General features: G+C 59.9%; 23 protein-coding genes. 7 read left to right on the forward strand and 16 right to left on the reverse strand.

What is annotated here, in order from left to right:
• From ETAA8_RS34245 to ETAA8_RS00020, 4 genes are all read left to right on the forward strand, one after another.
• Positions 1 to 1,170 carry a helix-turn-helix domain-containing protein gene (locus ETAA8_RS34245; protein ID WP_202921446.1) on the forward strand — a complete coding sequence of 390 codons (1,170 nt, stop codon included), beginning with the start codon at positions 1 to 3 and terminating at the stop codon, positions 1,168 to 1,170.
• 458 nt (positions 1,171 to 1,628) lie between these two features.
• The gene (dnaN, locus tag ETAA8_RS00010) at positions 1,629 to 2,747 is read left to right on the forward strand and encodes a DNA polymerase III subunit beta (protein ID WP_145083030.1); all 1,119 of its coding nucleotides are present in this window, start codon (positions 1,629 to 1,631) and stop codon (positions 2,745 to 2,747) included.
• Between the two features lie 47 nt (positions 2,748 to 2,794).
• Positions 2,795 to 3,169 carry a DUF721 domain-containing protein gene (locus ETAA8_RS00015; RefSeq protein ID WP_145083031.1) on the forward strand — a complete coding sequence of 125 codons (375 nt, stop codon included), beginning with the start codon at positions 2,795 to 2,797 and terminating at the stop codon, positions 3,167 to 3,169.
• A 44-nt stretch (positions 3,170 to 3,213) separates the two neighbouring features.
• The gene (locus ETAA8_RS00020) at positions 3,214 to 5,688 is read left to right on the forward strand and encodes a DNA gyrase subunit B (RefSeq protein ID WP_145083033.1); all 2,475 of its coding nucleotides are present in this window, start codon (positions 3,214 to 3,216) and stop codon (positions 5,686 to 5,688) included.
• 400 nt (positions 5,689 to 6,088) lie between these two features.
• Here the strand turns inward: ETAA8_RS00020 and ETAA8_RS00025 are convergent, their stop codons facing one another.
• The 16 genes from ETAA8_RS00025 to ETAA8_RS00095 form a co-directional block, all read right to left on the reverse strand.
• A complete protein-coding gene (locus tag ETAA8_RS00025) occupies positions 6,089 to 7,216 on the reverse strand; it encodes a hypothetical protein (protein WP_145083035.1) in 1,128 nt (375 codons plus the stop codon).
• Between the two features lie 44 nt (positions 7,217 to 7,260).
• Entirely contained in the window at positions 7,261 to 7,455 is a 195-nt protein-coding gene (locus ETAA8_RS00030) for a hypothetical protein (protein WP_145083037.1), read from the reverse strand.
• Positions 7,456 to 7,558: 103 nt separating this feature from the next.
• Positions 7,559 to 7,813, reverse strand: a complete 255-nt coding sequence (locus ETAA8_RS00035; RefSeq protein ID WP_145083039.1) for a hypothetical protein — start codon at positions 7,811 to 7,813, stop codon at positions 7,559 to 7,561.
• Positions 7,813 to 8,778: a hypothetical protein gene (locus tag ETAA8_RS00040; RefSeq protein ID WP_145083040.1), complete on the reverse strand. Its 966-nt coding sequence runs from the start codon at positions 8,776 to 8,778 to the stop codon at positions 7,813 to 7,815. Before ETAA8_RS00040 ends, ETAA8_RS00035 begins: the two co-directional genes overlap by 1 nt.
• On the reverse strand, positions 8,711 to 9,016 hold the full coding sequence (locus ETAA8_RS00045; RefSeq protein ID WP_145083043.1) for a hypothetical protein: 306 nt from the start codon (positions 9,014 to 9,016) through the stop codon (positions 8,711 to 8,713). Before ETAA8_RS00045 ends, ETAA8_RS00040 begins: the two co-directional genes overlap by 68 nt.
• Positions 9,017 to 9,031: 15 nt before the next feature.
• Positions 9,032 to 10,528 (reverse strand): AAA family ATPase, encoded by a 1,497-nt coding sequence (locus ETAA8_RS00050; protein ID WP_145083046.1) that lies wholly within the window; start codon positions 10,526 to 10,528, stop codon positions 9,032 to 9,034.
• 60 nt (positions 10,529 to 10,588) lie between these two features.
• The gene (locus ETAA8_RS00055) at positions 10,589 to 10,852 is read right to left on the reverse strand and encodes a hypothetical protein (RefSeq protein WP_145083049.1); all 264 of its coding nucleotides are present in this window, start codon (positions 10,850 to 10,852) and stop codon (positions 10,589 to 10,591) included.
• 4 nt (positions 10,853 to 10,856) lie between these two features.
• Positions 10,857 to 11,069: a DUF2997 domain-containing protein gene (locus tag ETAA8_RS00060; protein WP_145083052.1), complete on the reverse strand. Its 213-nt coding sequence runs from the start codon at positions 11,067 to 11,069 to the stop codon at positions 10,857 to 10,859.
• A complete protein-coding gene (locus tag ETAA8_RS00065; protein WP_145083055.1) occupies positions 11,066 to 11,434 on the reverse strand; it encodes a DUF1257 domain-containing protein in 369 nt (122 codons plus the stop codon). Before ETAA8_RS00065 ends, ETAA8_RS00060 begins: the two co-directional genes overlap by 4 nt.
• Positions 11,419 to 11,970 (reverse strand): hypothetical protein, encoded by a 552-nt coding sequence (locus ETAA8_RS00070; RefSeq protein ID WP_145083058.1) that lies wholly within the window; start codon positions 11,968 to 11,970, stop codon positions 11,419 to 11,421. The genes ETAA8_RS00065 and ETAA8_RS00070 overlap by 16 nt, the downstream gene beginning before the upstream one ends.
• Positions 11,912 to 12,106, reverse strand: a complete 195-nt coding sequence (locus ETAA8_RS34250; protein ID WP_202921447.1) for a hypothetical protein — start codon at positions 12,104 to 12,106, stop codon at positions 11,912 to 11,914. Before ETAA8_RS34250 ends, ETAA8_RS00070 begins: the two co-directional genes overlap by 59 nt.
• 41 nt (positions 12,107 to 12,147) lie before the next feature.
• On the reverse strand, positions 12,148 to 14,067 hold the full coding sequence (locus ETAA8_RS00075; protein WP_145083061.1) for a helix-turn-helix domain-containing protein: 1,920 nt from the start codon (positions 14,065 to 14,067) through the stop codon (positions 12,148 to 12,150).
• Positions 14,068 to 15,126: a TniB family NTP-binding protein gene (locus tag ETAA8_RS00080; RefSeq protein WP_145083064.1), complete on the reverse strand. Its 1,059-nt coding sequence runs from the start codon at positions 15,124 to 15,126 to the stop codon at positions 14,068 to 14,070.
• Between the two features lie 31 nt (positions 15,127 to 15,157).
• Positions 15,158 to 17,167, reverse strand: coding sequence for a Mu transposase C-terminal domain-containing protein (locus ETAA8_RS00085; protein WP_145083067.1), 2,010 nt, complete (start codon positions 17,165 to 17,167; stop codon positions 15,158 to 15,160).
• A complete protein-coding gene (locus tag ETAA8_RS00090) occupies positions 17,062 to 17,766 on the reverse strand; it encodes a TnsA endonuclease N-terminal domain-containing protein (RefSeq protein ID WP_261343594.1) in 705 nt (234 codons plus the stop codon). The genes ETAA8_RS00085 and ETAA8_RS00090 overlap by 106 nt, the downstream gene beginning before the upstream one ends.
• A gap of 136 nt (positions 17,767 to 17,902) precedes the next feature.
• Complete coding sequence (locus tag ETAA8_RS00095) at positions 17,903 to 18,709, reverse strand: Ku protein (RefSeq protein WP_145083073.1); 807 nt, start codon at positions 18,707 to 18,709, stop codon at positions 17,903 to 17,905.
• 449 nt (positions 18,710 to 19,158) lie between these two features.
• On the opposite strand from ETAA8_RS00095, the gene ETAA8_RS00100 reads away from it, so the two are divergent.
• The 3 genes from ETAA8_RS00100 (at position 19,159) to ETAA8_RS00110 (ending at position 23,799) form a co-directional block, all read left to right on the forward strand.
• A complete protein-coding gene (locus ETAA8_RS00100; RefSeq protein ID WP_202921449.1) occupies positions 19,159 to 20,196 on the forward strand; it encodes a sialate O-acetylesterase in 1,038 nt (345 codons plus the stop codon).
• 36 nt (positions 20,197 to 20,232) lie between these two features.
• On the forward strand, positions 20,233 to 20,925 hold the full coding sequence (locus tag ETAA8_RS00105) for an SGNH/GDSL hydrolase family protein (RefSeq protein ID WP_145083079.1): 693 nt from the start codon (positions 20,233 to 20,235) through the stop codon (positions 20,923 to 20,925).
• Between the two features lie 303 nt (positions 20,926 to 21,228).
• Positions 21,229 to 23,799, forward strand: coding sequence for a DUF1592 domain-containing protein (locus ETAA8_RS00110; protein WP_202921450.1), 2,571 nt, complete (start codon positions 21,229 to 21,231; stop codon positions 23,797 to 23,799).
• Positions 23,800 to 23,840 lie beyond the last annotated feature (41 nt).

Genomic DNA, 23,840 nt, shown 5'->3' on the forward strand with positions numbered 1-23,840 from the left:
TTGAGCCCCTCTGCGGCTGCTTTTTTCGGGCCGTTTTTGGCCTGCACGGACGGTTTGGTGATCAGCGGCACTTTCACTCTCGCCTCGCAATCGGCTACTGGAACAGCATCTTCAGCTGCTGGTACCGCCTCGCGCGCTCGTGCGAGTGGGACGGCTGCCGAACCGCTGTTATTTGGTCCCGAGAACGGGATTGTTCGCCGGCTAGAAACGCTCGTTCACGAACCGCAGCCCGCGTTCAATCCGCTGGTGTTTTGCGGCAGCAGTGGCACCGGCAAGACGAGCCTGGCAATGCTGCTCGTCGACCTGCGGGCTCAGCATCTGCAAACGACGAACGTTTTTCGCACGACAGGTGCCGACTTTGCCCGGGCTGCCAGTCATGCGCTCGAAACCGATTCAGTGGCCGAATATCGCAGTCGGATGGGCCGGGCCGATATTGTGCTGATTGACGAACTGCAACGCCTGGCCAATCGGGCTGCACCATTGGAAGAATTGCAGAATCGGCTGGACGGATGGTTGCGGCGTGGTTCGCTCGTGGTGGTCACGATGAAGACCTTGCCCGTCGAAACAGCTGGTCTTTCGCCCGGCGTGATCAGTCGCCTCTCGGCCGGCTTGTGTGTGCCACTGTTGCCTCCCGAACAGGCCACCCGCGCCGCACTGCTCGCTCATTATGCAGAACGTGAACAGCTGACGTTATCGACCGATGCCCGCGAACGTTTGGTGCAACGGACCAACTCCACGCCCGCGTTTTTGACTGCGGCTTCGCTCCGGCATGCACTCTTGCAGCTGGCTCATCTCTCGTCGACGAACAAGCGACCGATTGATGAAGCGCTGGTCGACGAACTGCTGGCCGATCATCTGCCTGACGAGAAAGCTACCTTGCGTCAGATTGTGACGACCGTGGCCAAGCACTTTGAGATCTCGCTCAGTGCCCTCAAGGGCGATTGCCGTCAGCGGAACCTGGTGATGGCTCGCGGCGTAGTGGTGCACCTGGCTCGGCAACTTACTTCGGCCAGCTTCGCCACAATTGGCGAACTGCTCGGCAAACGCGATCACACGACCATCCTCCATTCAGCCCGCAAAATCGTCGAACTCATCGACCTCGATCCTGAACTTCGTCAGCACGTCGAACATCTGCGGCAGCAATTGACCGCGACCGAGGTGCATCGATGAACTTCGTAGTTCAAGCTAGCTGCACGATTTTTCCTCCTGAGCCGGAAACGTTAGCGCCCAGAGTTCGTTCTGTTCTCGCTGGGCGAAATCTCCGGGCGCTGACGTTTCTGGCTCATGCATTGCAAAACCTGTCGATGGTTGTCGACAGCTGTGGTCGCGCTTGTTGCGCTGGGATAACACAATTTTTGTCATCGGCAACTCATCGACAGGCTCGAGCAGCTACCCACAATTGGCCGACAGTCGAGCGACGGGTTTTCAACGGCATGCTTTGGTTGCCTTTAGCGGCTCAAGTCGCGGCTGAGTCTGTTGTTACACATGTAGGCAGTCAAGTTATCGACTGCCGCGCGGCTCGCTTTTCTACTACTACCAGATACTTAAATCTTTAAATACAAGAACCAAGAAACCAGACATGGTCAGCAGTGAAGCTGCTTCGACCGGAGACGTTGAAAGGACAGCCAGTGAAGATTCGTTGTAACCGCGAGAAGTTACTCAGCTCGTTTCAAACCGCAGCTTTGTTTGCTCCTGCTCGCAGCCCGAAGGAAATTCTGCAGAACGTCAAGCTCGATGTGGATGCCGCGGGAGTGACCTTCTCGGCGACCGACATGGAAGTAGGCGTGCGGGTGGCAGTCGAAGGTGTGGAAGTGGAAACTCCTGGGAGCATCGTGTTGCCGGTCGGTCACGTCGGCGCGCTCTTGCGAGAGAATAGCGACGAGTTTCTGGCGATAGAATCGACCTCGCGCGGGACGATCGTCCGCGGTGAACGGAGCGAGTTCAAACTTCCGAGCAACGATCCGGAAGAGTTTCCGGAAGTTGCTAAGTTTACGGAAGAGAAATATCACGTCATCGCGGCACCATTGTTCCGCCAGATCATCTCGCGCACTGAGTTCGCAACCGATCTGGAAAGCAGCCGGTATGCGTTGGGCGGCGTGCTGGTCGAACTCGACGAGAATAAAATCATCGCCGTGGGGACTGACGGTCGCCGGTTGTCGCGCATGGAAGGCCCAGCGTCTTCGGTCGGTGGTCATAAGACCGGTGATACGATGACGATCATCCGGACGCAGTCGATGCGGCTCTTCAATCGCTCGGTGCAAGACTCCGATGGCGAAGTCCACCTGGCAGCCCGTGGCAACGATGTGCTGCTGCGTACACCGCGCGCGACGTTCTATTCGCGGCTGGTTGAAGGGCGCTTTCCACGCTGGCGCGATGTGTTTCCTAATCGTCGCGACATGCAGCGGATTCCGCTCACGGTCGGTCCGTTGCACGCCTGCTTGCGTCAGGCCGCGGTGGTGACCAACAACGATAGCCGCGGCATCGACTTCAGCTTTCAGCCCGGCACGCTCACGCTGTTATCGTCAACGGCGGATATCGGCCAGGCTCAAGTCGAACTGCCGATCGCTTACGACGGACCGCCAATCGTCGTCACGCTCGATCACCGTTTTGTCTCCGACTTTTTGAAGGTTTTGAGTCCCGAAACGAACATCACGCTCGAGATCGAAAACAGCGAGACCGCTGCGGTCTTCCTGGCTGACGACGACCGTTACGGGTATGTCGTGATGCCCCTCTCGCGCGATCGCTAAAGAATCAATCTGTGCCCGTTCTGACACGCGCATTCATGGATGAATGAATGAAAAAACCAACCGAAGAAGAACGTTATCTGCAGGACGACTACAAGCGGCGGCGGGTCCCTGTTGCCGCTGCGAAAAAGATGGGGGATGTCGTCGGGCAACTCCTCGTCAAGCGCGGCTATGCCAACGTGCAGCAAGCTGCTTCGCTCGATGCCGTTTGGAATCAAGCTGTCGGTGAGCGATTCAGTTCGCAAACCAAAGCAGGGCAGGTGAAGCGGGGTGTCCTGGAGGTGTTCGTCGGCAACTCGGCGATTCTGCAAGAGTTGACGTTCGTCAAAGCCAAGCTGGTGAAGTCGCTCGCTCAAGCCGCCGCGACCAGCCAGATGCAAGAGAAGATTCGTGATATCAAGTTCCGTGTAGGTCCAGTGAAGTAGTCAGTAATCACCGCTTCGGCGGTTTGGGAAGTGCAACAAATACCATGTCTGAAGCCAATCAAGATCCGAATCCCGCTGGAAAAGACGATTACGATTCCGAGTCGATTCAGCACTTGTCCGACGTCGATCACGTGCGCCTACGGCCCGGAATGTACGTCGGCAATATCGATGAGCAAGGGCTGCATCATCTGGTTTATGAGCTCGTCGATAATTCCATCGACGAAGTAATGGCCGGTCATGCCAAGAACGTCCTCGTCACGATTCGCAACGACGGTTCTTGCAGCGTCGAGGATGACGGCCGCGGTATTCCCGTCGATCGTCATGAAGAAGAATCGGTCAAGCAGGGCCGGGAAGTCACCGCGCTCGAAGTGGTAATGACGAACCTGAAGGCGGGCGGCAAGTTCGATAAAAAGAGCTATAAGACTTCGGGTGGGTTGCACGGCATCGGCATCAAGGCGGTGAACTTTCTCTCGCAATGGTGCGAGGTGCAGGTCTTTCGCAACGGCCACATGTATCAGCAGGAGTTTGAGCGAGGCGTGCCGCAGGGCGAAGCTCGCCGCATGGGTGCGACCAGCAAGCGTGGCACCAAGGTGAGCTTCAAGCCGGACGGTACGATCTTCACCACCACCAAGTTCCAGTTCGACAAGTTGCAGAAGCGCCTGCGAGATTTGGCGTTCCTCAACAACGGCGTGCGCATCAAGTTTCATGACGAGCGGAATGGTCAGACCGAAGAGTTCCATTACGAGCGGGGCATTGTCGAATACGTCGAGTACTTGAATCGCGCCACCGAGGCCATTCACAACGAACCGGTGTATGTCAGCGGCGAAAGCGAAGGCGTGCAGTTCGAAATTGCCCTGCAGTACGTCAACGAGTACACCGAAAACCTGCATGCTTACGTCAACAACATTCACACTCCGGACGGTGGCACGCACGTGGTCGGTTTCCGGACAGCACTCACCAGGACGTTGAATGCGTACGGCAAAAAAGAAGACATGTTCAAGGATGTCACCGTCAGCGGCGAAGATTTTCGCGAAGGGTTGACGGTCGTGATTGCGGTGCGCGTGCCGCATCCGCAGTTTCAATCGCAAACCAAGAACCGCCTGCTCAATGCCGAAGTCGAAGGGATCATCAATGCGTCGTTCGGCGAGTATTTCAGCAAGTTTCTAGAAGAGAACCCGAAGGTCGCCAAAACGATTCTGAAGAAGGCGACCCTCGCTGCGGAAGCGCGCGAAGCAGCTCGTAAGGCGAAAGAAGCGATCCGCGTCCGCAAGAATGCGCTCTCGGGCGGCGGCTTGCCGGGCAAGTTGCGCGACTGCCTCAGTAAGAAGATGGAAGAGTGCGAGTTGTACTTGGTCGAAGGTGATTCGGCCGGTGGCTCGGCCGAAGGTGGCCGCCTGCGAGATTTCCAGGCGATCTTGCCGCTGCGAGGTAAGATCATCAACGCATACAAATCGCGTGAAGACAAAGTGCTTGCCAACGAAGAAGTGCAGAGCATGATTCAGGCCATCGGGGCTGGCATCGGCATGGAGCAGGATCTGTCTCGCCGGCGGTACAACAAGGTCATCATCATGACCGATGCCGACGTCGATGGCTCGCACATTCGCACGTTGCTCCTCTGCTTCTTCTACCGCCAGATGTATCAACTCATTACCGGCGGCCACGTCTACGTTGCCCAGCCTCCGCTCTTCCGCGTGAAGAGCAAGAAGGACACGTACTACGTTCAGACCGAAGAAGAGATGAAGTCCCAACTGCTCAACAAGGGGCTCTCGGACTGCGAACTCGACCTTCGCGATGGCAAGATCATCAGCGGGGCCGACATGACCAAGCTCTGCACCACGCTGGCCGACATGGACGAAGCCATCATCGCGCTCGAACGTCGCGGCATCAGCTTGCGGGCGCATGCCCAGCGGAAAGACTCCGAAGGGCGGTTACCCTACTATCACGTTTTTCTTGGCGTCCACGACAAGTGGTTCGTCAGCGCGAGTGAACTCGATCAGTTCAAATCGGAACAAGAGAAAGTCGCCGGCAAGGAACTGGCTGTCGATGAATCGGCTGTTGTCGAAGCTGGCAACGGCAAACCCAGTTCGCAGTTGCACATCACCGAGTTGCACGAAGTGCGCACGATCAACTCGGGGCTCGCAGAACTCAAACGGGCTTTTGGCTTCGAGATCGACGTGCTTATTCCGCAAGAGCGAACAGGCAGCGACGAAGCCCGCTACGTACTCAGGCGAGGCGATCATGAGACGGACCTGCAAGACTTACGCACGCTAGTTGGTGCGGTGCGAGACCTGGGCCAAAAGGGGCTCACGGTCACGCGGTTTAAGGGTCTGGGCGAAATGAACGCGGAAGAACTCCGCGAGACCACGCTTGATCCTGCCAACCGCACGCTGCTCAAAGTCAGCATGCGTGACGCTGGTTCGGCCGACGACATGTTCCGCGTCCTCATGGGCGAGAAGGTCGAACCCCGCCGTGAGTTCATCGAACGCCACGCGCTGGAAGTGCGAAACCTGGACGTGTAAGATTACAGAATGGTGTCGGACATAAAGTTTGTCAAAACGGACACAAAGTTTGTCACGTTGAGACATAAAGTTTGTCAAGGAAATCATCTGGCGCTCGGCTCGCGCCGTTGATTCACGCCAATTTCCCGACCTCACTCGCCGTAAGTCTCTGATAGCTAAAGAAAAATCAACCCTCCCCGCGCCCGGGACACCGGGCGCGGGGAGGAGTTTCTTATCTTGCTTCGGCGGTTCGAATGATCAGCGGCGGCGTCGCGAGCGACCGACGTGGTAGCCTTTGACGCTCCCGATGTGCTTGCCTTTGGTGTAACACCAGACGCCGAGCCAGCCGAGAATACCCAGTACGATCAGAGTATCCATGGGAAATGTGGTCTCCTGTAAGTGAAAGTTGGGGATCCCGCGTTCAGGCGGCTGCGCGGGTCAGCGCCGGATCGGCTGGAACGGGCGGGACGATGGCGCTCGCCGCCAGCGGCATCCAGATATAGGAACGCTGTTCGTCACGGGCATGGAGAACCGCATTACGCCCGAACAGGTGGAGTTCACCGAGCCCGAGTTTACCGACCCGCTCCAGATAACGACGATTCACGGCCACGCGGAGCGGTTCGCCCTGAGGCTGATGCCCGGTGAGCGTCACTTCGACCGGTGTTGCGAAGCGAGGCGATCGGGCCCGAACGGCAAAATGCCCGTTGAGATCGATGGTCACCGGCGAATCTTGCTCGTCGTCGCTCGGCAACAACGTTAACGAACGCACCAAGCGCCGGCCGTCGGCGGGCGAGATCCGGCAACTGGCGACCGATCGTAGGACGGGCGGAATAATGTCGTCGACGCGCGGGAAGCGCCCTTCGGACTCGACCTTGATCTGCACCGTCCAATTCCCGGCTCTCAGCGTGAACCAGCCGTCGTGCAATCCCACGGCGACGTGGTCGGCGGCGAGTAACTCGCTCGCCTGAAAGACGTGGTGGCGGCCGATCAAGAGGTCGTCTTCGAACGGGAACTCAAATCCGCGCTGCAGCAGCAACTGCCGCCCGTCGGTTGCGGCAATCTCACCTCGCTTGCCGCGGATCTGTATACAGCCCAGCGCGTAGCGCAAGGACGTCGCATCCGTGGTCTCCGCGGCATCTCGCAAGGCGGTCATCAGGCGCGGCGGATTTTTTGTCAGTTGCTCGGGCAGTGACGGGAAATCCGTCGACTTCGGCAAAGGCCGTTGTTCGACGACGAGCAATTGCTGAACGCCGTCGTCGTCCCATCGCGCGATGAGCGCATTGGATTCGGCGGGGGTAAGTTGGACGAGGTCGGTGCGACTCCCGGCGCAATCGTCGAAGAAGCTCAGCGGCACGGCCAGTTCGGCCGGCGCAAAGCGTCCGGCTTCTTCGTAAGCCACGGCGATGCGGGCGTTGCGGGCGGTGAAGCGAAAGGTGCGGGGCGTGGCGACGATCGCCACCGAGGGAGAAGTCTCCCTCGGCGACGGTCGCAACGCGCGGCGAAACACGGCTCGTACGCGACGAGCCAAGCGGCGCGAGAAGGTAATCAAGCAGACTCTCCTGGGGTAATTGAGGATCGGTCACCTGCGGCCGTTCAGGCTGCCCGTTCGGCCGGGCGTTGCTCGAAGAACGAGGTGCAACGCTCGGCGTCGAGCCGATCCCAGTCGACGACGAGCGGTTCTCGTTCGACCGGGACGGGGGTCAGCAGTACGAAACCGCGACGAGCGATCTCGCGAATCGATTCGCCGGTCGCACGGGCGACGGCTCGGTTCAGTTCAGCCTGGGTCATGGCATTTCTTTCCGTTGGGGAAGACAAAGCGCAACAAAAAAGGCCCCCGCACCGCGCGGAGGCCTGACAACAGACATTCAAAAGTTCGTTCAGCGTTCGATCGTTACTTCGACGGCTCCGACCGAATCAACCAGTACTCCTGCAACCAGGCAACTTCGGCTTCGAGGGCCTCACTCCGTTTGACGAACGGTCCGAGTCGGGGACCGTCGACCGGCCCGAGATCGACGAGCCAATTGCCCGCTGTATCCGGTTCAACGTACGATCCGCGGCGGATCACGGTCGGTCCCAGACTGCGGAGGTCGACCGTTTCGGCATAGATGAAGCGGAGGTCGCCGTCGGCGGTCACGACAAGTTGCATCAGGCGGCCTCCTGCAAAGCCGGGGCGCGACGCACGATATTGCGCCGCGGCCGATCGACGAGCAGCGTATCGAGCGAGGTTCGTAAGTCGGCCAACTCGCCGGCGACCGTTTGCCGGAGGATGCGATTCTCGCGCAAGGCTTGCGGCTGGAGTCCTTGGACGATTTGCTGGGCCTGCGAGACCAGTTCATCCAACTGCTCGTTGGAACGGACGTTGAGATTGCGAAACCGGGCAAAGAACTCGACCAGGTTGGTCACGGCCGAATCGCGAAAGACTTTCGGCTTGCCGTCCGTCACGCCGCTGAGACGGTCGTTTAAGTGGACGATGAGCTGGCTCAATTCGTCGCAAAACGCCTGCTCGGTCAATTGCAGTGCTTCATCGAATCGTGCGGCCACCCGACGGCATTCTTGCTCGTAGAGTTCCGGATTGACTTGCTGCAAGTAACTCGGCGGCTCGACCGAGGGATAATCCCAGTCGACGGCGAACAGGTTTCGTAGCGACGGCGGATAGTCTTGGGCGTTGAATAAGCGACCGAGTCGAGTGCGGGCGGCGGACTGCAGTTCGGCGTAATGCCGATCGAGTTGTTCGACCGCTTCCTCCAGTTCGTCGCGCAGTTCACTCAGACGCCGGTTGAAGGCGTCGATCTGATCGAGGCGGATCAAGCGCACGCCCGGTTCGGGATAAGGGAGCGTCATTCCCTTCCAATACTGAATGATCCGGCCCCGGACGCCGGTCACGGCGCGAAAGGCCGGATGCTTGGTATCGAGCAGTTTCTTGCTGGCGGCCAGGAACTGACCGCTGGCGTCAAAGGGATCGGCGGCCTCGGACTTTTGTTCCGGGGTCAGCGTCTTGTGGGTTCCCAAACCGCTGAGGCTAACGCGGACCGCAGCCATCGAGTTACGCAGGCGGGCGGCGGGATCGACGGTGCGCCGCGCGGCGGGACGATCCTGAGTCGTCGAGATCATGAGGTTTCTCCGGAGAATGAGGAGGAGGGTCGGGTGGAATGACCGTGACCGATTGCGGCACCAGGCCGTGGTCGGCCAGCAGTAAACTCAATTGGTCACAGACGTCGGCGCCGTCCCACGACTTGTCGGGATTCCAGACTTTTTGGTTCCGGTCAGCGAAGTCGAGATACAGCGCCTGCTGCAGCGAGTTAACGATCGCCGCGAGTTCGGCCGGCGACAGTTCGGTAGCGAGTCGCATCGAGCTACTCCATAACTAGTTGCGGGACGGATCGCGTGTGACGCGGCGCGCGGTCTTGCCGACTTTCGGCGTGGCCCGTTGGTAGACTCCGCTGTGCGTCGCATCAAGACAGCGTCCGGCAGCCCAGTTGCGCAAACGCTCAACCGATTCGGCGGCCGTTACGGCCACGGGGACGATGTTCTTGGCCGATTCGACGAGCGGCAGATCCAACAGCGCGGCCAAACGGCAACAGGCGCGAATCTCCGCGCCGGTCCAGGATTCGTCAGTCGGCAGTCGCTGCTCGGGATCGAGCGCAAAGAGTTGCCGATAGAGGTTCCAGATCGCTTGCTTCTCGACGGCGCTCGGCAGGTCCAGGAAGTACACCGCGTCGAACCGTTCACTTCGTGAGAACTCCGGCGGCAGTTTCGAGATGTCGTTGCAGGTGGCGATCACGAACACGTCGCTGGTGTGGTCGTTGAGCCAGGTTAAGAAGGTCGAGAAGAGTCGGGCCGATACGCCGCTGTCGGTTTGGCCCGAACTCGCGACTCCGCTCAGGCCTTTTTCCACTTCATCCAGAAAGAGAACGCAGGGAGCCATGGCATCGGCGATTTGCAGCGCCTGGCGAATGTTGCTCTCGGTCTGTCCGACGATGCCACCCATGAGCGTGCCGACGTCGAGCGTCAGCGTGGGACGGCCGGTTTCATTGCCGAGCGCTTTGGCCAACGCCGATTTACCGGTACCGGGAATGCCCAAGAGCAGAATCCCGCGCGGCCGGACGTTGGCCGGACGCATGCCGGGGCGCAACGCCCGCCGGCAGAAGGCTTTGATCGCCTCCAGTCCGCCGAGTTGCTCGAACGTTTCGCCGCCCCGATGGAGTTGCAGCAGGCCGCTCTGCTTGAGCAGGCTGCTCTTGATCTGCCACAACGCATCGGGCAGCAATCGACCGTGCCGCACGAGCGAAAGACTATAGGCCGCTTCCGCCTCATAACGGGTCAAGCCGCCTGCCGCATCGAGGAGCGCATCGAGTTGGGGACCGGTGGGCATTTCGCTTGGTTCGGTTGCCACGCCACGGGCCAGTTCGTGAAGTTGCTCACGACTCGGCAACTCGTGTTCCACCACGAGGATGAGTTTTTCCAGTTCCACCGGGATCTGTACGACCGGCGACAAGATGATCACGAACGTCCGGGACTGTTTACCGGCGATCAACTGCTGAACGAGCGTTTGCACGATCTCGGCACTGTTGAGAAACCGGTGAAAGTTCTTCAGCACGAGCACCGCCGTCGTTTCGGGTGCGGCCAGCGCAGGTAACGCCCGGAGGGCCGCCAAGGGATCTTGCCCGGCGGAAGTGCCGGTCGTCGCTTCGGTGCCAGTGAGCTGGAGGCCGCTACTGACATCCCACTGGGCGAGTCGCCAGCCTTGCTCGCGACAGAGACGGGCGATCTCGGCCAGGGCATCTTCATGTTCGTGCGACTGCAACCAGAGGCCGGTGAAGCAGGCGTCGATCAGTTCGCGCAGACGTTGAGTTAAGGTCATGCCAAAAGTTCCTGAGGGTTGTATGGATCGTTTGAAAAGTTGAAGTCACCACGCAGTCGCTCACCACGCAGCCTGTTCAGCCGTATTGATGGCCGCGGCGACTTGTGTTCCCTGCAGCGCGTCGAGCGCTTGCACGGCGAGCGGTGCGACATAAGCGAGTTGTGGGCGACGATCGTCCGCGGGGACGTGCACGATGGATGGATGCTCGGCATCCGCCGGCTCGACGTCCCAGTCGACGAGCAGGACTTCGATCTCGGGGTCCGAACAAAAGACTTCCTGCACGAGGCCGCCGTAAACGTTGATCACCAGTTGCAACGAGGGCATTGGCTCACACTCCTTCCTGCCGTTCGAGGACGGCGGTCGTTGGTGTAGCTTCGTAGAAGGCCGAAGTGCGCTGTTCGCTGAGCCGCGCCCCGAGCGCCTGCTCGAGAAAGCGACTCGCTTCCTGACAGGCGGCACCGGTAAAACCGTGCGTCACGACGGTCGTGGCCCCGGTCGGGCTGACGATGATTTCAATCGTCTTAAATCCGGGTGACGTCATGCGGCACCTCCGACTTGCAGCGTGAGCTTGACGGCGCCGTCTGGGAGCGGCTGCTCGATGACGTGGTGGCCCTGCTTTCTCGCTTCGAGCCGGGTTTTTTCAATTGAGTAGGCTTGGAGGAAACGGTCGAGTTCGACCGGTTCGCCCCAAGCCCCTTGGTAGTTGTCGTAAGCGAGTTGCCCGGTTTCGGTCTGACAGACGAGCGGATAGCGCCAACGGCGTAGCGGCACGAGCCAGCCGGTGGCTTCGCTCGAAAACAAGCGGGCCGTCCCATGCACGGGATCCGCCAAATTCAAACGACCGCAGGCCAACCGGATCGCCGCCGGATCACGGACTTCGGTTTTGATCGTCACGATGTGCGACACTGAACGTCTCCTGAGGGGTTGGTGGTGAGAGAAGCGGAGGACGCGACGTCGTCCGTAGCCGTGAGTGCCGCTACGGGGCCGGATACAGCCGATGGCAGTGGGGGAAACAACATCGACTCGCTGCAAAGCTCCATGAGTAACGTCTCTTCCAGTTCGACGGCCCCGTCGTCGCTCTGCGCCCGCGTAAGCAGATAACCGGTCACGCCGAGCGCGAGGATTCCCAGCAGTACGGCACTGGTTCCCTGGAGTGCAACGGCGAGCAGCGGTACCCGTTCCCGGGCCGTGGCTACCGCCTGCCGATCTTGCTCCAACACGTTGCGTTGGTTCTGAAGATCTTGTTCCAGCTCGAGAAACTGCTTTCGGCTTTCGGCGTCCGCGGCAACCAGGGCATTCGTCGTGGCGGCATTTTCTTGGGCGTGTCGTTGGATCTGCGTTACCTGTTCTTGTTGCCAAATGCGCAGTTGTTGCTCCCGGTCGTCACAGCCGACCGACAGGGTCAGGAGCAGTAGCAGAGGGAACCGGACGATGGGCGGCATAACGGGTTCTCCAAAGGTTGAGTAAGCGCGCTAGTAAACGACGCAAGGCGCGTTGCAGACGGATCTGCCGCACGAGCACCAACAGCGTCGTCACGAGCGCGATGAGTAACAGCGCAATCACGATCCAGAGTTCCATGCGAACTCCTTGTCAGAAGAGGCAAAGAAAACGACCGCAGGCTACGCAGCCGTGCGGTCGAGCAGCCGCGATAAATCGGCGCGGCGAAAGAGAGAAGCTCCGGCCGCACGGTGCGTCCGTTTACCGTAGACGGGAGCAATTCGCCCGTCGCGCTCCCAGCGAGCGAGTGTGGAGCGACTGATGCCGAGGATCCGGCAAGCTTCTTGGGCCAGGCAGTACGTCGTTCGGAAGCGGGCGACCTCCTCGTCTACGATACACCACTGCTTGGCCTGCCGCTTACCGCGGAGCAACCCGGCCCCCATCCATTTTCGTAAGACGACGTCCTTGAGGGGCTGCTCCGGAAAGAGCAACTTGGCTAGGCGGTTTAGCGTCCAGCCGGCGGTTACCGAGTGCTGAGCAGTTGCTTCTTCAGTGCATGAACGCAGGTCGGACAATTGCAGGTACACGCCCCGGAGGCTGGTCTCATTCGGCTCGCGCCGTGCCGATAACCGGCCCGCGCAAAGCAGACGAACGATACGCGCCAGATTGAGATGGCCGGCGCCGAACCGCCGCGTGGCCTCTCGCAGCGAAAGCCATTCGGAAGTGCGATCCAGTAACGGCGGCAGCTGAGCCACGGTCGCCGACAGATGTTCGACCGCTGCCGCCGGAATCCGCCAACGGCGGGCGATGCGCACGACGCCCGCCAAGACTTCCTCCTGAATCAACTCCAGCACTCGGTGTCGATCGACGCCCAAACGCTGCGCGGCCTGCGTGACCGTGAATCCCGTCGACAGCCGTCGCTGTAAATCGACGACTGCCGCGCGAGACACGAGCCCGACCGTCCGTCCTTGCTTACCCGCCGGATGCACGCGGCCCGCTAAGACCTGCTGCCGAACCAACCGGGCGAGCGTCGGCACACAGATTCCAAGTTGCCGCGCGGCGGCTGTTTGGGGGATCCACTCTCGAGCGCGAAGTTGCCGCCGCCGGCTCGCCTCGCGAAACAAGGTCGTTTTGCCGCTCAGGTGGCCGTGCGTGTAGCGCCCTAGTAAATACTGTCTCAAGGCGTCGGCTGGACCCGAGTAACCCAGGCTTTCCAGCCGTTCGGCGTCGCGCAACAGATGTCCGAACGCCCGATTGACGCCGGTCGACGTCGAACGGTGTTTGGCGATCCCTTGATAGACGTCGAGAAACTCCGCCAAGCGAGCAGGACCGACTTCCAAAAACTCCGCCGCCCCCAGCCATGCCACCGATTCGGCGGAAAGTGAACCCGGTAATTGGAACGTTTCGCGGGTCCGCTCGATCCACGACGGCGTCCGAGCGACGGCGGAGCGCAATCGATCGAGCCAAGCCAAAGCGGCCGCCGGGGATAAATCGAGCGCTGCGAACGGTTCGCCCCGCAAACAGGTTTGAATCAGCGCGGCGCTGGAGAAAGCGCCCGATCCAATCATGATCGCAGCAGTCTCGGTCAGTCGAAAACCACAACGGCAGATTTCGAGGTCAAGACGTGCCGGTCGTGCATGCCGACCACAGGCCGGACAACGGTCGAGAAGCGTCACGCCATGCTCAAGGCAGATCGGCAGCGGTCGGAATGACCAGAGCAGTCGTTCATAGGTCGTGCCTTCTCTGAGGCACTCGGGACATACCCGAGGATGAGCCGGATCAAAAAATCGCAGCAGGGTTTTTGAATCGCACAGCGTGGCCGGCGGTGCGCCCTGTGGTTGCAGGACTAAAGATTCTGCAAATCGATGCACTGTCAGATCAGCCAACAACGAAGACGGGCGACCGAGCAGGCCCGACAAAGCGCCAAGCGGTGGACCGCGGCCCAGATGGTCGAGGTGGGACGGTAGTTCGACCTCGTCGACCAGCGACAACAATCGCACCATCGATTCATAACCCATCCCCACGACATGCCGCCGCACGAAACTGGTGAGCGATTCACCCGGCAGTGGCGACTCCCGCACCGGCAGTGAACGGAGATGCATTTAGGAACCTCCCAAGAGTTGGTTCGCGGTTAGTGATCGCTGTTTGGCCCGAGTGGCCCGCGGTGTCAGGCCGATGCCCGGGCCTCGGGCGATATCGGCCGGTTGCACTCGATCGAGCGCTCCGGCATCGAGCGGGCCGATAAACGGGTTGGCTTGCTCGGCCAAGACGCGCTGCAGGGCCAGTTTTTGCGCAAAGACGCGGGCGAGATCCGCCACTTCGATTCGTTCCTGACCCCGGCCGAGCGTCTCGGCTACTCCGCTCCGCATGAGCGTCATCAAGTAATCCGAGACGCCGCGACAGGCCAGAAACAGTCGGCCCGCCATGTCCGGCTCCGCCAGTCCCGAGGATTCGGCTAACGGCAGAACGCCGTCAAGTCGCTTGAGCATCCCGCAGAACTCTTGACGTCCGGCGGGCGTGCGCCAGTTGAAGCAGCGGAGCGTCAGGCGTTCTTTGAAGCGGCGTTCGGTATGCTCGGCCCGCAAGACATGCTCGGCTTCCGGCATCCCGCAAACTACGACCGGGATCCGCGTGTTGACGATCAACACCTTGAGCCACTGGGCCGCTTTGGTCATCACCTTGGCGCGGTCGATATCGAACAGGTGATGGAATTCGTCGAAGACGATCAGTTCGACGCCGCAGCGGTGGAGCAATTTGACAGCCCGATTGGTTAGCGTCTGCACCGTGCCGCTCGACCAAGCCGGATCGCCCAATGCGAGCAACAGATCGGCGGCAATCCCCTTGGGTCGGGCTTCCGGTTGGAGCGTGACCTTCAGTACCGGCCGCCGCAGGCCCGTTTCGGTTTCACCGCCGGGATGGAGTTTCGAATAATGGTCGACGACGCTCGTCTTGCCGACGCCTGAGGTGCCGAGCAGAGCGCCGCAGGCCGGTTCGTTCGGTTGACCAAACGAGCGATGACAACGTTCCAGAAGTCCGACCGCATCGCGAAACCGTGGGTGCAGCACGATCAACTTCTGCGCCAACGTGATCCGTTCAGCAATCGGCACGGATCGCCATCGCGCGCGATCTTCATCGGACGGCGGACCTGTGGAGGAAGTCATTTAAGGATCTCCTTGGCAGTGAGGGTGAGGGTTAGCCGGCGACATCCCAGTCGTCGACGTTGAGTTCGGCCAGGTTGATCTCGATCGTTTCCTCCGCAGTGACTTGCGGTTCCTCGGGAATCGAGGACACGGTATGATCCGCAGCTGATTCAGGAGGATTGTCCGCAGGTTGCTCGGGCCCGTTTTGATAAGCACCGGCGAAACGCGCCGCGCGCGTCCGACGTCGTCGCGAAGGTTTGGTGACGGCCGCATCGACCACATCGCGAATCGCATTACGTGCGGCTGCCAGCGACAAGAGACGATCGGGATCATCAAACCGCTCGCGTACGACCCGACGTAATACGCGCCACTGGTACTCGGTCAGACCCTGCATGGCGGCGTCGACGGCCACGGCCGGGAGATAGTGGCGGTTGACGGGATTCAACACCCAGATCGCCCCGAGATCCCAAGGGTTGTAGCGCACGGTCAATTTGTCGGCCGGTAGATTGTTGGCCGCCAGTTCGGCCCGCAGCGCGAACAGTTCATCCCCGGCGTAAAACATTCCGTTGAGCTCGATGCCCCGCACCGACAACGTTCGTTCCACCGTCTTCGACAAGAGCACCACCAAATCATCCGGCGAGGACGGCAACGCCGGAGGGAATTCGGCAACGCTTTCTTGCCACATTTCCAGCCGCGTCTTAGCGGCCGTCGGATGTTTTTCTTGCGCATAGACGTCGATCAAGTGCCGATGAATGATCTCGACCAGGGCTTCGTAAGGGAGCAGCGGACCGTCGTCCGGTTGATAATCGGCTCGTTTTTCCCAACTACGAAACGTTCGTCCGGGCAAGGCCGACAGTAATTGATCGTTGAGCGTATCGAAGAACGATTCGACGGTCCCTTTCAAATGGGGCGTCCGGGGCGGCATGAAGTCGAGCTCCAGGCCGAGTTGAAACGCCGCCTGCTCCAGATCGTTACTGGTGAAATCCGACCCCCGATCGCAGATCAGTTTTTCGGGAACGCCGTAACAGGGCCAATCGTGCACGATCTGCGGATACTTGGTGCGCAGATAGGTCTTGGGCAGGATCGCTTGTCGCAGTGCTTCCATGATCACGGCGTACGACGGCGGTTCGAAGCCGATACAGAATCCGACGATCAGGCGGCTGTAGTAATCGATCAACACGGTCAGCCAGGGTTGGCCGATCGGACCGGCTTGAGTTCCCACGACGACCTTGAGCGGCGAGTGATCGATCTCTACCCGTTCGAGAACGCGCGTCGCCAACTGTTGGCGCGTCGTCGCTTGATGCCGTTGGTCGGCGATTCGATGGCCCCAACGGGCCCGGTCGATTTCATAAGGATCGAGTTGGTTCACCCGCCGAGCGATAGTCCGAGCCAGCGAACCTTGCTTCGGCACGGGGAGCGCCTGGGCGGCGCTCGTTCGGGAATTGTGCCGCTGCAGATCTTCCAAGACCCGCCGTACGACGGCCGACATCGGCCGCCGAGCGGTGGTAAGATACACTTCTCGGATCGCCCGATCGACCAGTTCGCGCAGCAATGGAAATCGTCGCAGCCATCCCTGACTGCGGGATTTTCCGCGGCCGCCGCAATTTCGAAAGCGGGCCGATAAATTCAGCCGATCATAGCCCGCCCGCTTCCAGCGGGTGAACCACCGCCGCAAAGTCCTCGCCGAGCAACACTTGCCTGCGGTCGTCAATTCGGCTTGTCGAGCTAAAAAATCACTTTCGGTTGGCGGCCGATCGAGTTTTGTGAGCGGCTCGATTGCCAGCCAGCGGTCAGCCACTTTCTTGAATTCAGCATGCGCGATCACGACCATCGTTGCCGGTCGGTCGGTTGATGCGGCGGTCTCCGACTCCGGCGTGTTGGGGACGAAACGCAACCGGCCCCGTGCGTACTGGTCCAATAATTCTTGTTCCGAGAACGAGCGTTCGAGGCGATACTTCAAGTCTTCGGCAATGAATTCGTGGGGGCCGAGTTGGCGGACGATCCGGAAGGACCGACCGTCGAGGAGCCACTCGGTACCCACACCGAGTCGAATGGATCCCATGCAATGGTTCCTCCGGGGTAAAGAAGCGTGGCGTCCGTGATCGGTGCGCCACGCGGATCGATGTCGAGTTGCCCCGTAGCCGCCAAGTGCAGGAGCCAGGTTTTTGCGATGGCGATCGGGGCATGTGCAGAGAGCTTCTGCGCCATGTCCAGCCAACGTCGGGGTTGCCCGGCGACAAGTTCTTGAATGTGGCGAGCCATTTCCACAGATACCGATACGCACCGAAACCGATTCAGTAATCGGACATTGTTCAGGAGCGGTCCCACTCTTAATTCGCGCTCGGTGACGACATGAAACGTCCAGCCTTGTCGCTCGGCAAACTGCCGGGCGACGGACAGCTTCCGCTGGACGTCGGGTCGAGCCAGCTTGGCGGAGGGTTTGACTTCGATGAGGTGTTGCGCACCGCTGTGGAACTGGACCAAGAAGTCCGGCACGATGTACGAAGCGCGCCGTGGGAGCGGAGGTTTACGGAGCGGCGGTCCGGCGAGTAGCTCGATGCCGCCGACGTCGTCCCAGGCGTACCAAATGGTCAAAGGCTGTTCTTCAAGGCTACGAACTACCGGCGAGGCGACGAGGATCTGGGCAGCGGCAGCCTCCAATTGCCCCTGACAGCGAATTGAGCGACCTTGTTTGGCAAAGGGGACGAGAACAAAGGTGCCGGGAGTCCGTTTACGAAAGCGAAACGTGGAGAGTCCGTCGCCCGAACGAGGGTTAGTGATGTGAGTTTCTCCTGGGTTAAGCGGCCCGTGCAGTCAGGGTGGGATTCGGCTTCTTGCGGGATTTCGCCGTAGTGGTCGCAGTACTCACTGCGCGGGCCGCAATCTTCGCGCGTACCAACTCGGTCAGCCGCGGCTCGTAGTCGTCTTGATACTCGTCCCAGGCAAAACTCTTACGCAGCAGCAGGGTTTCTTTCTCGAGCTGACGCAGACGCTGTGGATCTACCGGCGTTCGATCGAAGGCGGGGCAAGCGCGCCTGGCTTGCGGCCACTGCAAGACGAACGCAGTGAGCACGTCTTGCACGACATGCAACCCGATCAACTGGCTTCGATCATGGAGCACCGCTCGGCCGACGCCCCACAGATTGTGCTTCGCCAACAACGAACAGACGACGCCGTATTCGGGCGCCGCAGCCGCGTGTGCCGGAATGAGAAACAAAGTCCGGCCGCTCGTTAGTGAGAGGTCAAAGCCGGGCGACGTCAGCAGGTGTTCGATACGAAGCTGATCATCGTCTTGCGGCTTGAGCGAATCGAGGTCGGCGGGCGAGAGCACCACGTCGTCTCCCGGCGCAAACCGGAATACCTTGGCGATGTCGTCGGTGGTGACCGGGCCGTGCGTGGGGCACGTGCGCGGCTGAGCGATCGGCTGCCCGCAGTCACGGTGAATCAAATGCAAGGTGGAGTTACTCGGCGATGCAATCGCCGCATAGGCCTTGACGGGAACTGTGACCGAGCCGACGACGATCTGACCCGACCAGGAGGAGCGCGCAGAAACAGGACTGGTTGTCGAAGCACCGGGCATCGACAAACGGGGACGAGAAATCATGGGAGAACTCCATGACGAGAAGAGAGTCCGTCACGAGCGATTCGTGACGGCGCCGCAGCCATGGTCCGACTCGCGCAGAGAGGCGAGAGTTAAGCTACCGGCATCATGTATATATGACCCTTTTTTGCCGTTTATTTAGGCATTTGGTGATATCGAGCGACAGCGGATCCTGATCGACGAACCTCAGCCCGGCATCGAGCCTAGAAACGCTTTCCCGGGATGCCGGAGCGAAGAATCGAGCCCCGAGCTGATATCAAGGACGACTCTCTACTCCAGGGCAATGACCAAGCCGTTTCGCTAGGTTCGGTTCAGCATGGCAAACGTTTGCGGCGTCCGGCTGAGCATTCGCATAGAATAGTTTTTCCGATGATGCAGATTGGAAGGTTGAATTCCGTACCGATTGTTTGAGACTCTTGTCGAACGAAAGGCTGGTGATGATGCGTTGCGCAATGGTTCTTCTAATCGCGGCCACTATGGCGGCCGAGCCGCTTACCGCTGCCGACAAGCCCGTGAAGGTGTTCATTCTCGCCGGGCAATCGAACATGGAGGGGAAAGCGCCGAATACCTTGCTGGACTACCAGGCCACCGATCCAAAAACCAAGGATCAATTTGCGCATCTGAGAAAAAACGATCAGTGGATCGTGCGCGATGACGTGTTCATCAAGTTTCTCGATCGCAAAGGACCGCTGACAGTTGGTTACGGCTCTCCCGGTCGCACGGGCGCCGAGTTGGAATTCGGCACCGCAATGGGGAACCACTTCGAGGAACCGGTTCTCCTGATCAAAACCGCCTGGGGCGGACACTCGCTCTACAAACTCTTCCGCTCGCCTTCGGCCGGTTATCCCGCCGAGGAAGTGCTCCAAAAGGAACTTGACCAAGCGCAGGCAAAGATCCGGAAGAACAACGAGAAGAATAAGAAGAACGATCCGTTGCCGACGATGGAAGAAATGAAAAAGGAATATGGATCGTCGTACCGCAACATGTTGGCGGAAGTAAAAGACGTGGGGGATAGCTATGCGACGATGTTTCCCGAACTGCAGGGCAAGCCGTTGGAACTCGCGGGCTTCGTCTGGTTCCAGGGTTGGAACGACCAGTACGGGGCGGAGAACGAGTACGCCTCGAACATGAAGCATTTCATCCAAGACGTACGTATGGATCTCAACGCGCCGAAGTTGCCGTTTGTGATCGCCGCGATGGGTCAGAACGGATCGAAGCCGGCCGCCGGTGCGATGTTGACGATCCGAGATGCGCAGCTCTCCATGAACGATGTGCCGGAGTTTCGCGGTAACGTCAAAGCCTTCCGTACCGACTTGCTGGTCGATAAGGCCGCAGAGGAACTCTATCCCACGTGGCAAAAGAACTTCGAGCAGTGGAAACTGGTGGGAGGAGACCGCGCTTACCACTACCTCGGCAGCGCGATCTGGTTCAACCGGATCGGCAAAGCCATGGGTGAAGCGATGCTGGAGCTTGTCCCGCCCCGACAGTAAACAACGAATTTCCCACTGATCCCGGAATGCATACTCATGAAGCGATTCCCGTCCGTAGTTCTGCTCGCGTTATCGATCGCCTGTTCATCCGCCTTCGCGGCCAAGCCGAAAGCAAACGACGCCGTTGCGACCGATTCGACGCTTCCCAACGTACTGATCCTCGGCGATTCGATTTCGATCGGATATACGCCCGTCGTGCGCGACGCGCTGAAGAGCAAAGCGAATGTGATTCGCCCCAGCGCTAATTGTGGTGAGACGCGGATGGGGCTCGCGGGAATCGACGATTGGCTCGGCGACGGCAAGTGGGACGTCATCCACTTCAACTGGGGCCTGTGGGATTTGTGCTATCGCAATCCTGATTCGAAAACGCAGGGGAACCGCGACAAGGTAAACGGTAAGCAAGCGATTCCTCTCGCTGAGTACGAGGCGAATCTCGAACGACTCGTCGAACGCTTGAAGCAGACCGGGGCCGTGCTCGTCTGGGCCAGCACGACCGTCGTGCCCGAAGGAGAAGCGGGAAGAGTCGTCGGCGACGAGCTTAAGTACAATGCTGCGGCCGAACGAGTGATGAAAAAACACGGAGTCCGGATCGACGATCTGCACTCACTGACGAAGAGGTTCGAGCCCGAGCTATTCACGAAGCCGGGCGACGTGCACTATACGCCCGCGGGTTACGGCAAGATCGGTTCACAAGCGGCAGCGGCGATCGAGGCCGCTTTGAAGAAGTAGCTTCTGTTCGAGGCCCAACAAAGCCCTGTGTGCTAGTCCACCGATTTACGTGCAGGAAGGCCGATTTGACCTGAGTCGACCATGCCTTGGGCAGAGGAATCTGCGTAATCGTGTTCGGCCTCGGCATGAGCAATTCCCAGGAAACGCGGTTCTTCGTCTTCCTGAAAAGTTAGCCTAAACTCCCTGTTCGAGACGGGTTACGACCCAAAAGCCGACGGCACGAAGATCGGTGGACCAGCGCACCAGTCAAATGAATGGACAACGAACATGAAACTTACTCTCACACTCTTCACCGCCCTGCCGGTGGCGCTGCTGATTGGGCTGCCTGCTGCCGAATCCGCCAGCGCTGATGAGCTGCCGCTGTCTTTCATTAAGAACCATTGCTGGGAGTGCCATGACGAAACCACCAAGGAGGGCGGTTTCCGGGCGGACTTGTTGGGCAAGAATCTTGGGAACGCGGCAAGTCGCAAAGCATGGAGCCGCGTGTTGGCGCGAGTGCAAAGCGGCGAGATGCCCCCTCCCGAGGAAACTGAACGACCGGCGGAATCGGCGGTCATCGCGAGTCTCGAAGCACTGAAGGCGGCGTTTCATGAGGAAACCCAGGCTCGGCACGTTGAAGCAGGCCGCGTTCGCGTACGCCGTCTCAATCGACTCGAGTACGAAAACACCGTCCGCGATCTGCTCGGCATCGACACGTCGCTGCGGGATCTTTTGCCGGAGGACGATCTGCGAGACGGCTTCAGCAATCAAACGGCCGCATTGAGCATCTCGCCGGTTCACATCCAGCAATACATGGCGGCAGCGGATCGCGCGTTAGAGGCGGCGAGTGTCCGACAGTCCCGGCCTGAAACCAAGACACACCGTTTTGCCTTCAATCACGAGGTGGAAAAGCCCTGGTCCGCCTATCCCCACAACCGGCTTCAGTGCAATCTGCACGGAGAAGACTTGCACTTCTTTCTCGACACGCACATCGAAGTGCCGGTGGCATTGCGGCAGTTCGAAGCGGTGACCCGCGAGGCACCGGGCAGGTATCGCATCCGCATTATGACCGAATCACGCGACACGACCGACGGCGAGGATCTCATCTACAGCGTCTGGGTCGCCGCCGGCGGCAAGCGAAAGGAGCTGATCGGCCACTTCGACGCGCTCCATCGCAAAGAAAGCGTCATTGAGCTGACGCGATCCTTTGATCGCGGAGAAACGATCATCATCGCACCCTATCGCATGGCCAAAGTGCGGATCGACGCAGGTTACAGTGTCTATGCGCCCGACAAGGCAGAGAAGATTCCCAAGGGCTGGCATTTTCTCAACAATCCCAATCCACCCATCGCCACCGTGGGACCTGCCATCGTGGTGAAGCCCGTGGAGATCACCGGCCCACTCATCGAGACTTGGCCGCCATCGGGTCACCAGTTGCTTTATGGCGACGTGGCGGAGTTGGTCCCGGCTGCGGAGATCGCGAAAACAGCGCGGGTGCCGGATTCAATCCTCCGTCCGGTGCGGGCGTATCGGCCGCTAACGGACCCGCTGACCGTCCGACTGCCTGCCGACAAAACGGAAGAGGCCATGCGTGAGGCGCTCACCCAATTCATCAGCCGTGCCTTTCGCCGTCCTGCAACGGCCGAAGAAGTCGAGCTTTATCGAGCGATGGCGCGTGATCGCCTTGCGAAGGGCGAATGCCTCGAAGTCGCGCTCAATGCCGCACACCGTGCCGTGCTCTGCTCGCCGGAGTTTCTCTTCCTCGTCGAGAAGGGGCCGAAGTTGAACAGCCACGAGCTGGCGGCGCGCCTCTCCTATTTCCTGTGGCGAACCACTCCCGACGACGGACTGCGGAAGCTGGCCGACAAGGGCGAACTGACCAAGCCCGCAGTCCTGCGCCAGGAAACGGCGCGCATGATCGCCTCGCCGCGATTCAGCGTCTTCGTACGCGATTTTCTCTCGCAATGGCTGAACCTGCGCGAGATCGACGCGACCACGCCGGACCGCGATCTGTTCCCCGAGTACTTCGAGAACATCCACGACGGCCGACAGGACGTGCTGCTGCATGATTCGCTCGTCGGTGAAACGCGCGCCTTTTTCGGCGATCTGGTGGAACGCGATCTCGGGGTCACGACGCTCGTTTCCGCACCCCACGCCTATCTCAATCAACGCCTGGCCGAGCACTACGATTTGCCGCCAGTGGCGGGTGCTGGATTACGCCGGGTCGATTTGCCCGCCGATTGTGTGCGCGGCGGATTGCTCACACAAGCGAGCATCCTGAAGGTCACTGCCAATGGTGCCAATACCTCGCCTGTGCTGCGCGGCGTCTGGCTGCTGGAGCGCATCGTCGGCACGCCCGCGCCGCCTCCGCCGCCAAATGCCGGCTCGATCGAGCCCGACACGCGCGGCTCGACCACCATCCGCGAGCAGCTTGCCAAGCACCAGTCCGTCAAAACCTGTGCCGGTTGCCATCAGAAGATCGATCCGCCGGGTTTTGTGCTGGAAGCCTTTGATCCCATCGGCCGCTATCGCGATTACTACCGCACCACCGAGACTGGCCAGAAAATTGAGATCAAGGATGCCCGTGCCTTTTTCGGTGGCAACTACGGCCATGTGAAATACCTCAAAGGTGCCACGGTGGACACCAAGAGTCGCCTTCCTGGAGGCGTTGAAATCGCCGATGTCCGCGCCTACAAAGCCGCCCTTGCCGCCCGGCCCGAACTCCTCGCCCGCAGCCTTGCCCGCAAGCTCGTCACCTTCGCCACCGGTGTCAGTGTCGAGGTTGGCGACGAACTGGTCGTCGATACCATTTTGGAAAAATCCCAAGCGTCCGATTTCGGCCTGCGCACTCTGATTCATGAAGTCGTGCAGAGCGAACTGTTTATTCGGAAATAGCACGGTTACACAAACGTCTATATCTACCTTTCATCAAGCAA

Source organism: Anatilimnocola aggregata, assembly GCF_007747655.1.
Taxonomy (GTDB): Bacteria; Planctomycetota; Planctomycetia; order Pirellulales; family Pirellulaceae; genus Anatilimnocola; species Anatilimnocola aggregata.

Excerpts from the sequence above, each read along its gene's own strand:
- ETAA8_RS00015 (WP_145083031.1), top strand. The coding sequence starts at position 2,795 with ATGAAAAAACCAACCGAAGAAGAACGTTATCTGCAGGACGACTACAAG.
- ETAA8_RS00020 (WP_145083033.1), top strand. The coding sequence starts at position 3,214 with ATGTCTGAAGCCAATCAAGATCCGAATCCCGCTGGAAAAGACGATTAC.
- ETAA8_RS00030 (WP_145083037.1), bottom strand. The coding sequence starts at position 7,455 with ATGACCCAGGCTGAACTGAACCGAGCCGTCGCCCGTGCGACCGGCGAA.
- ETAA8_RS00035 (WP_145083039.1), bottom strand. The coding sequence starts at position 7,813 with ATGCAACTTGTCGTGACCGCCGACGGCGACCTCCGCTTCATCTATGCC.
- ETAA8_RS00040 (WP_145083040.1), bottom strand. The coding sequence starts at position 8,778 with ATGATCTCGACGACTCAGGATCGTCCCGCCGCGCGGCGCACCGTCGAT.
- ETAA8_RS00045 (WP_145083043.1), bottom strand. The coding sequence starts at position 9,016 with ATGCGACTCGCTACCGAACTGTCGCCGGCCGAACTCGCGGCGATCGTT.
- ETAA8_RS00050 (WP_145083046.1), bottom strand. The coding sequence starts at position 10,528 with ATGACCTTAACTCAACGTCTGCGCGAACTGATCGACGCCTGCTTCACC.
- ETAA8_RS00055 (WP_145083049.1), bottom strand. The coding sequence starts at position 10,852 with ATGCCCTCGTTGCAACTGGTGATCAACGTTTACGGCGGCCTCGTGCAG.
- ETAA8_RS00060 (WP_145083052.1), bottom strand. The coding sequence starts at position 11,069 with ATGACGTCACCCGGATTTAAGACGATTGAAATCATCGTCAGCCCGACC.
- ETAA8_RS00070 (WP_145083058.1), bottom strand. The coding sequence starts at position 11,970 with ATGCCGCCCATCGTCCGGTTCCCTCTGCTACTGCTCCTGACCCTGTCG.
- ETAA8_RS34250 (WP_202921447.1), bottom strand. The coding sequence starts at position 12,106 with ATGGAACTCTGGATCGTGATTGCGCTGTTACTCATCGCGCTCGTGACG.
- ETAA8_RS00075 (WP_145083061.1), bottom strand. The coding sequence starts at position 14,067 with ATGCATCTCCGTTCACTGCCGGTGCGGGAGTCGCCACTGCCGGGTGAA.
- ETAA8_RS00080 (WP_145083064.1), bottom strand. The coding sequence starts at position 15,126 with ATGACTTCCTCCACAGGTCCGCCGTCCGATGAAGATCGCGCGCGATGG.
- ETAA8_RS00085 (WP_145083067.1), bottom strand. The coding sequence starts at position 17,167 with ATGGGATCCATTCGACTCGGTGTGGGTACCGAGTGGCTCCTCGACGGT.
- ETAA8_RS00095 (WP_145083073.1), bottom strand. The coding sequence starts at position 18,709 with ATGATTTCTCGTCCCCGTTTGTCGATGCCCGGTGCTTCGACAACCAGT.
- ETAA8_RS00100 (WP_202921449.1), top strand. The coding sequence starts at position 19,159 with ATGGTTCTTCTAATCGCGGCCACTATGGCGGCCGAGCCGCTTACCGCT.
- ETAA8_RS00105 (WP_145083079.1), top strand. The coding sequence starts at position 20,233 with ATGAAGCGATTCCCGTCCGTAGTTCTGCTCGCGTTATCGATCGCCTGT.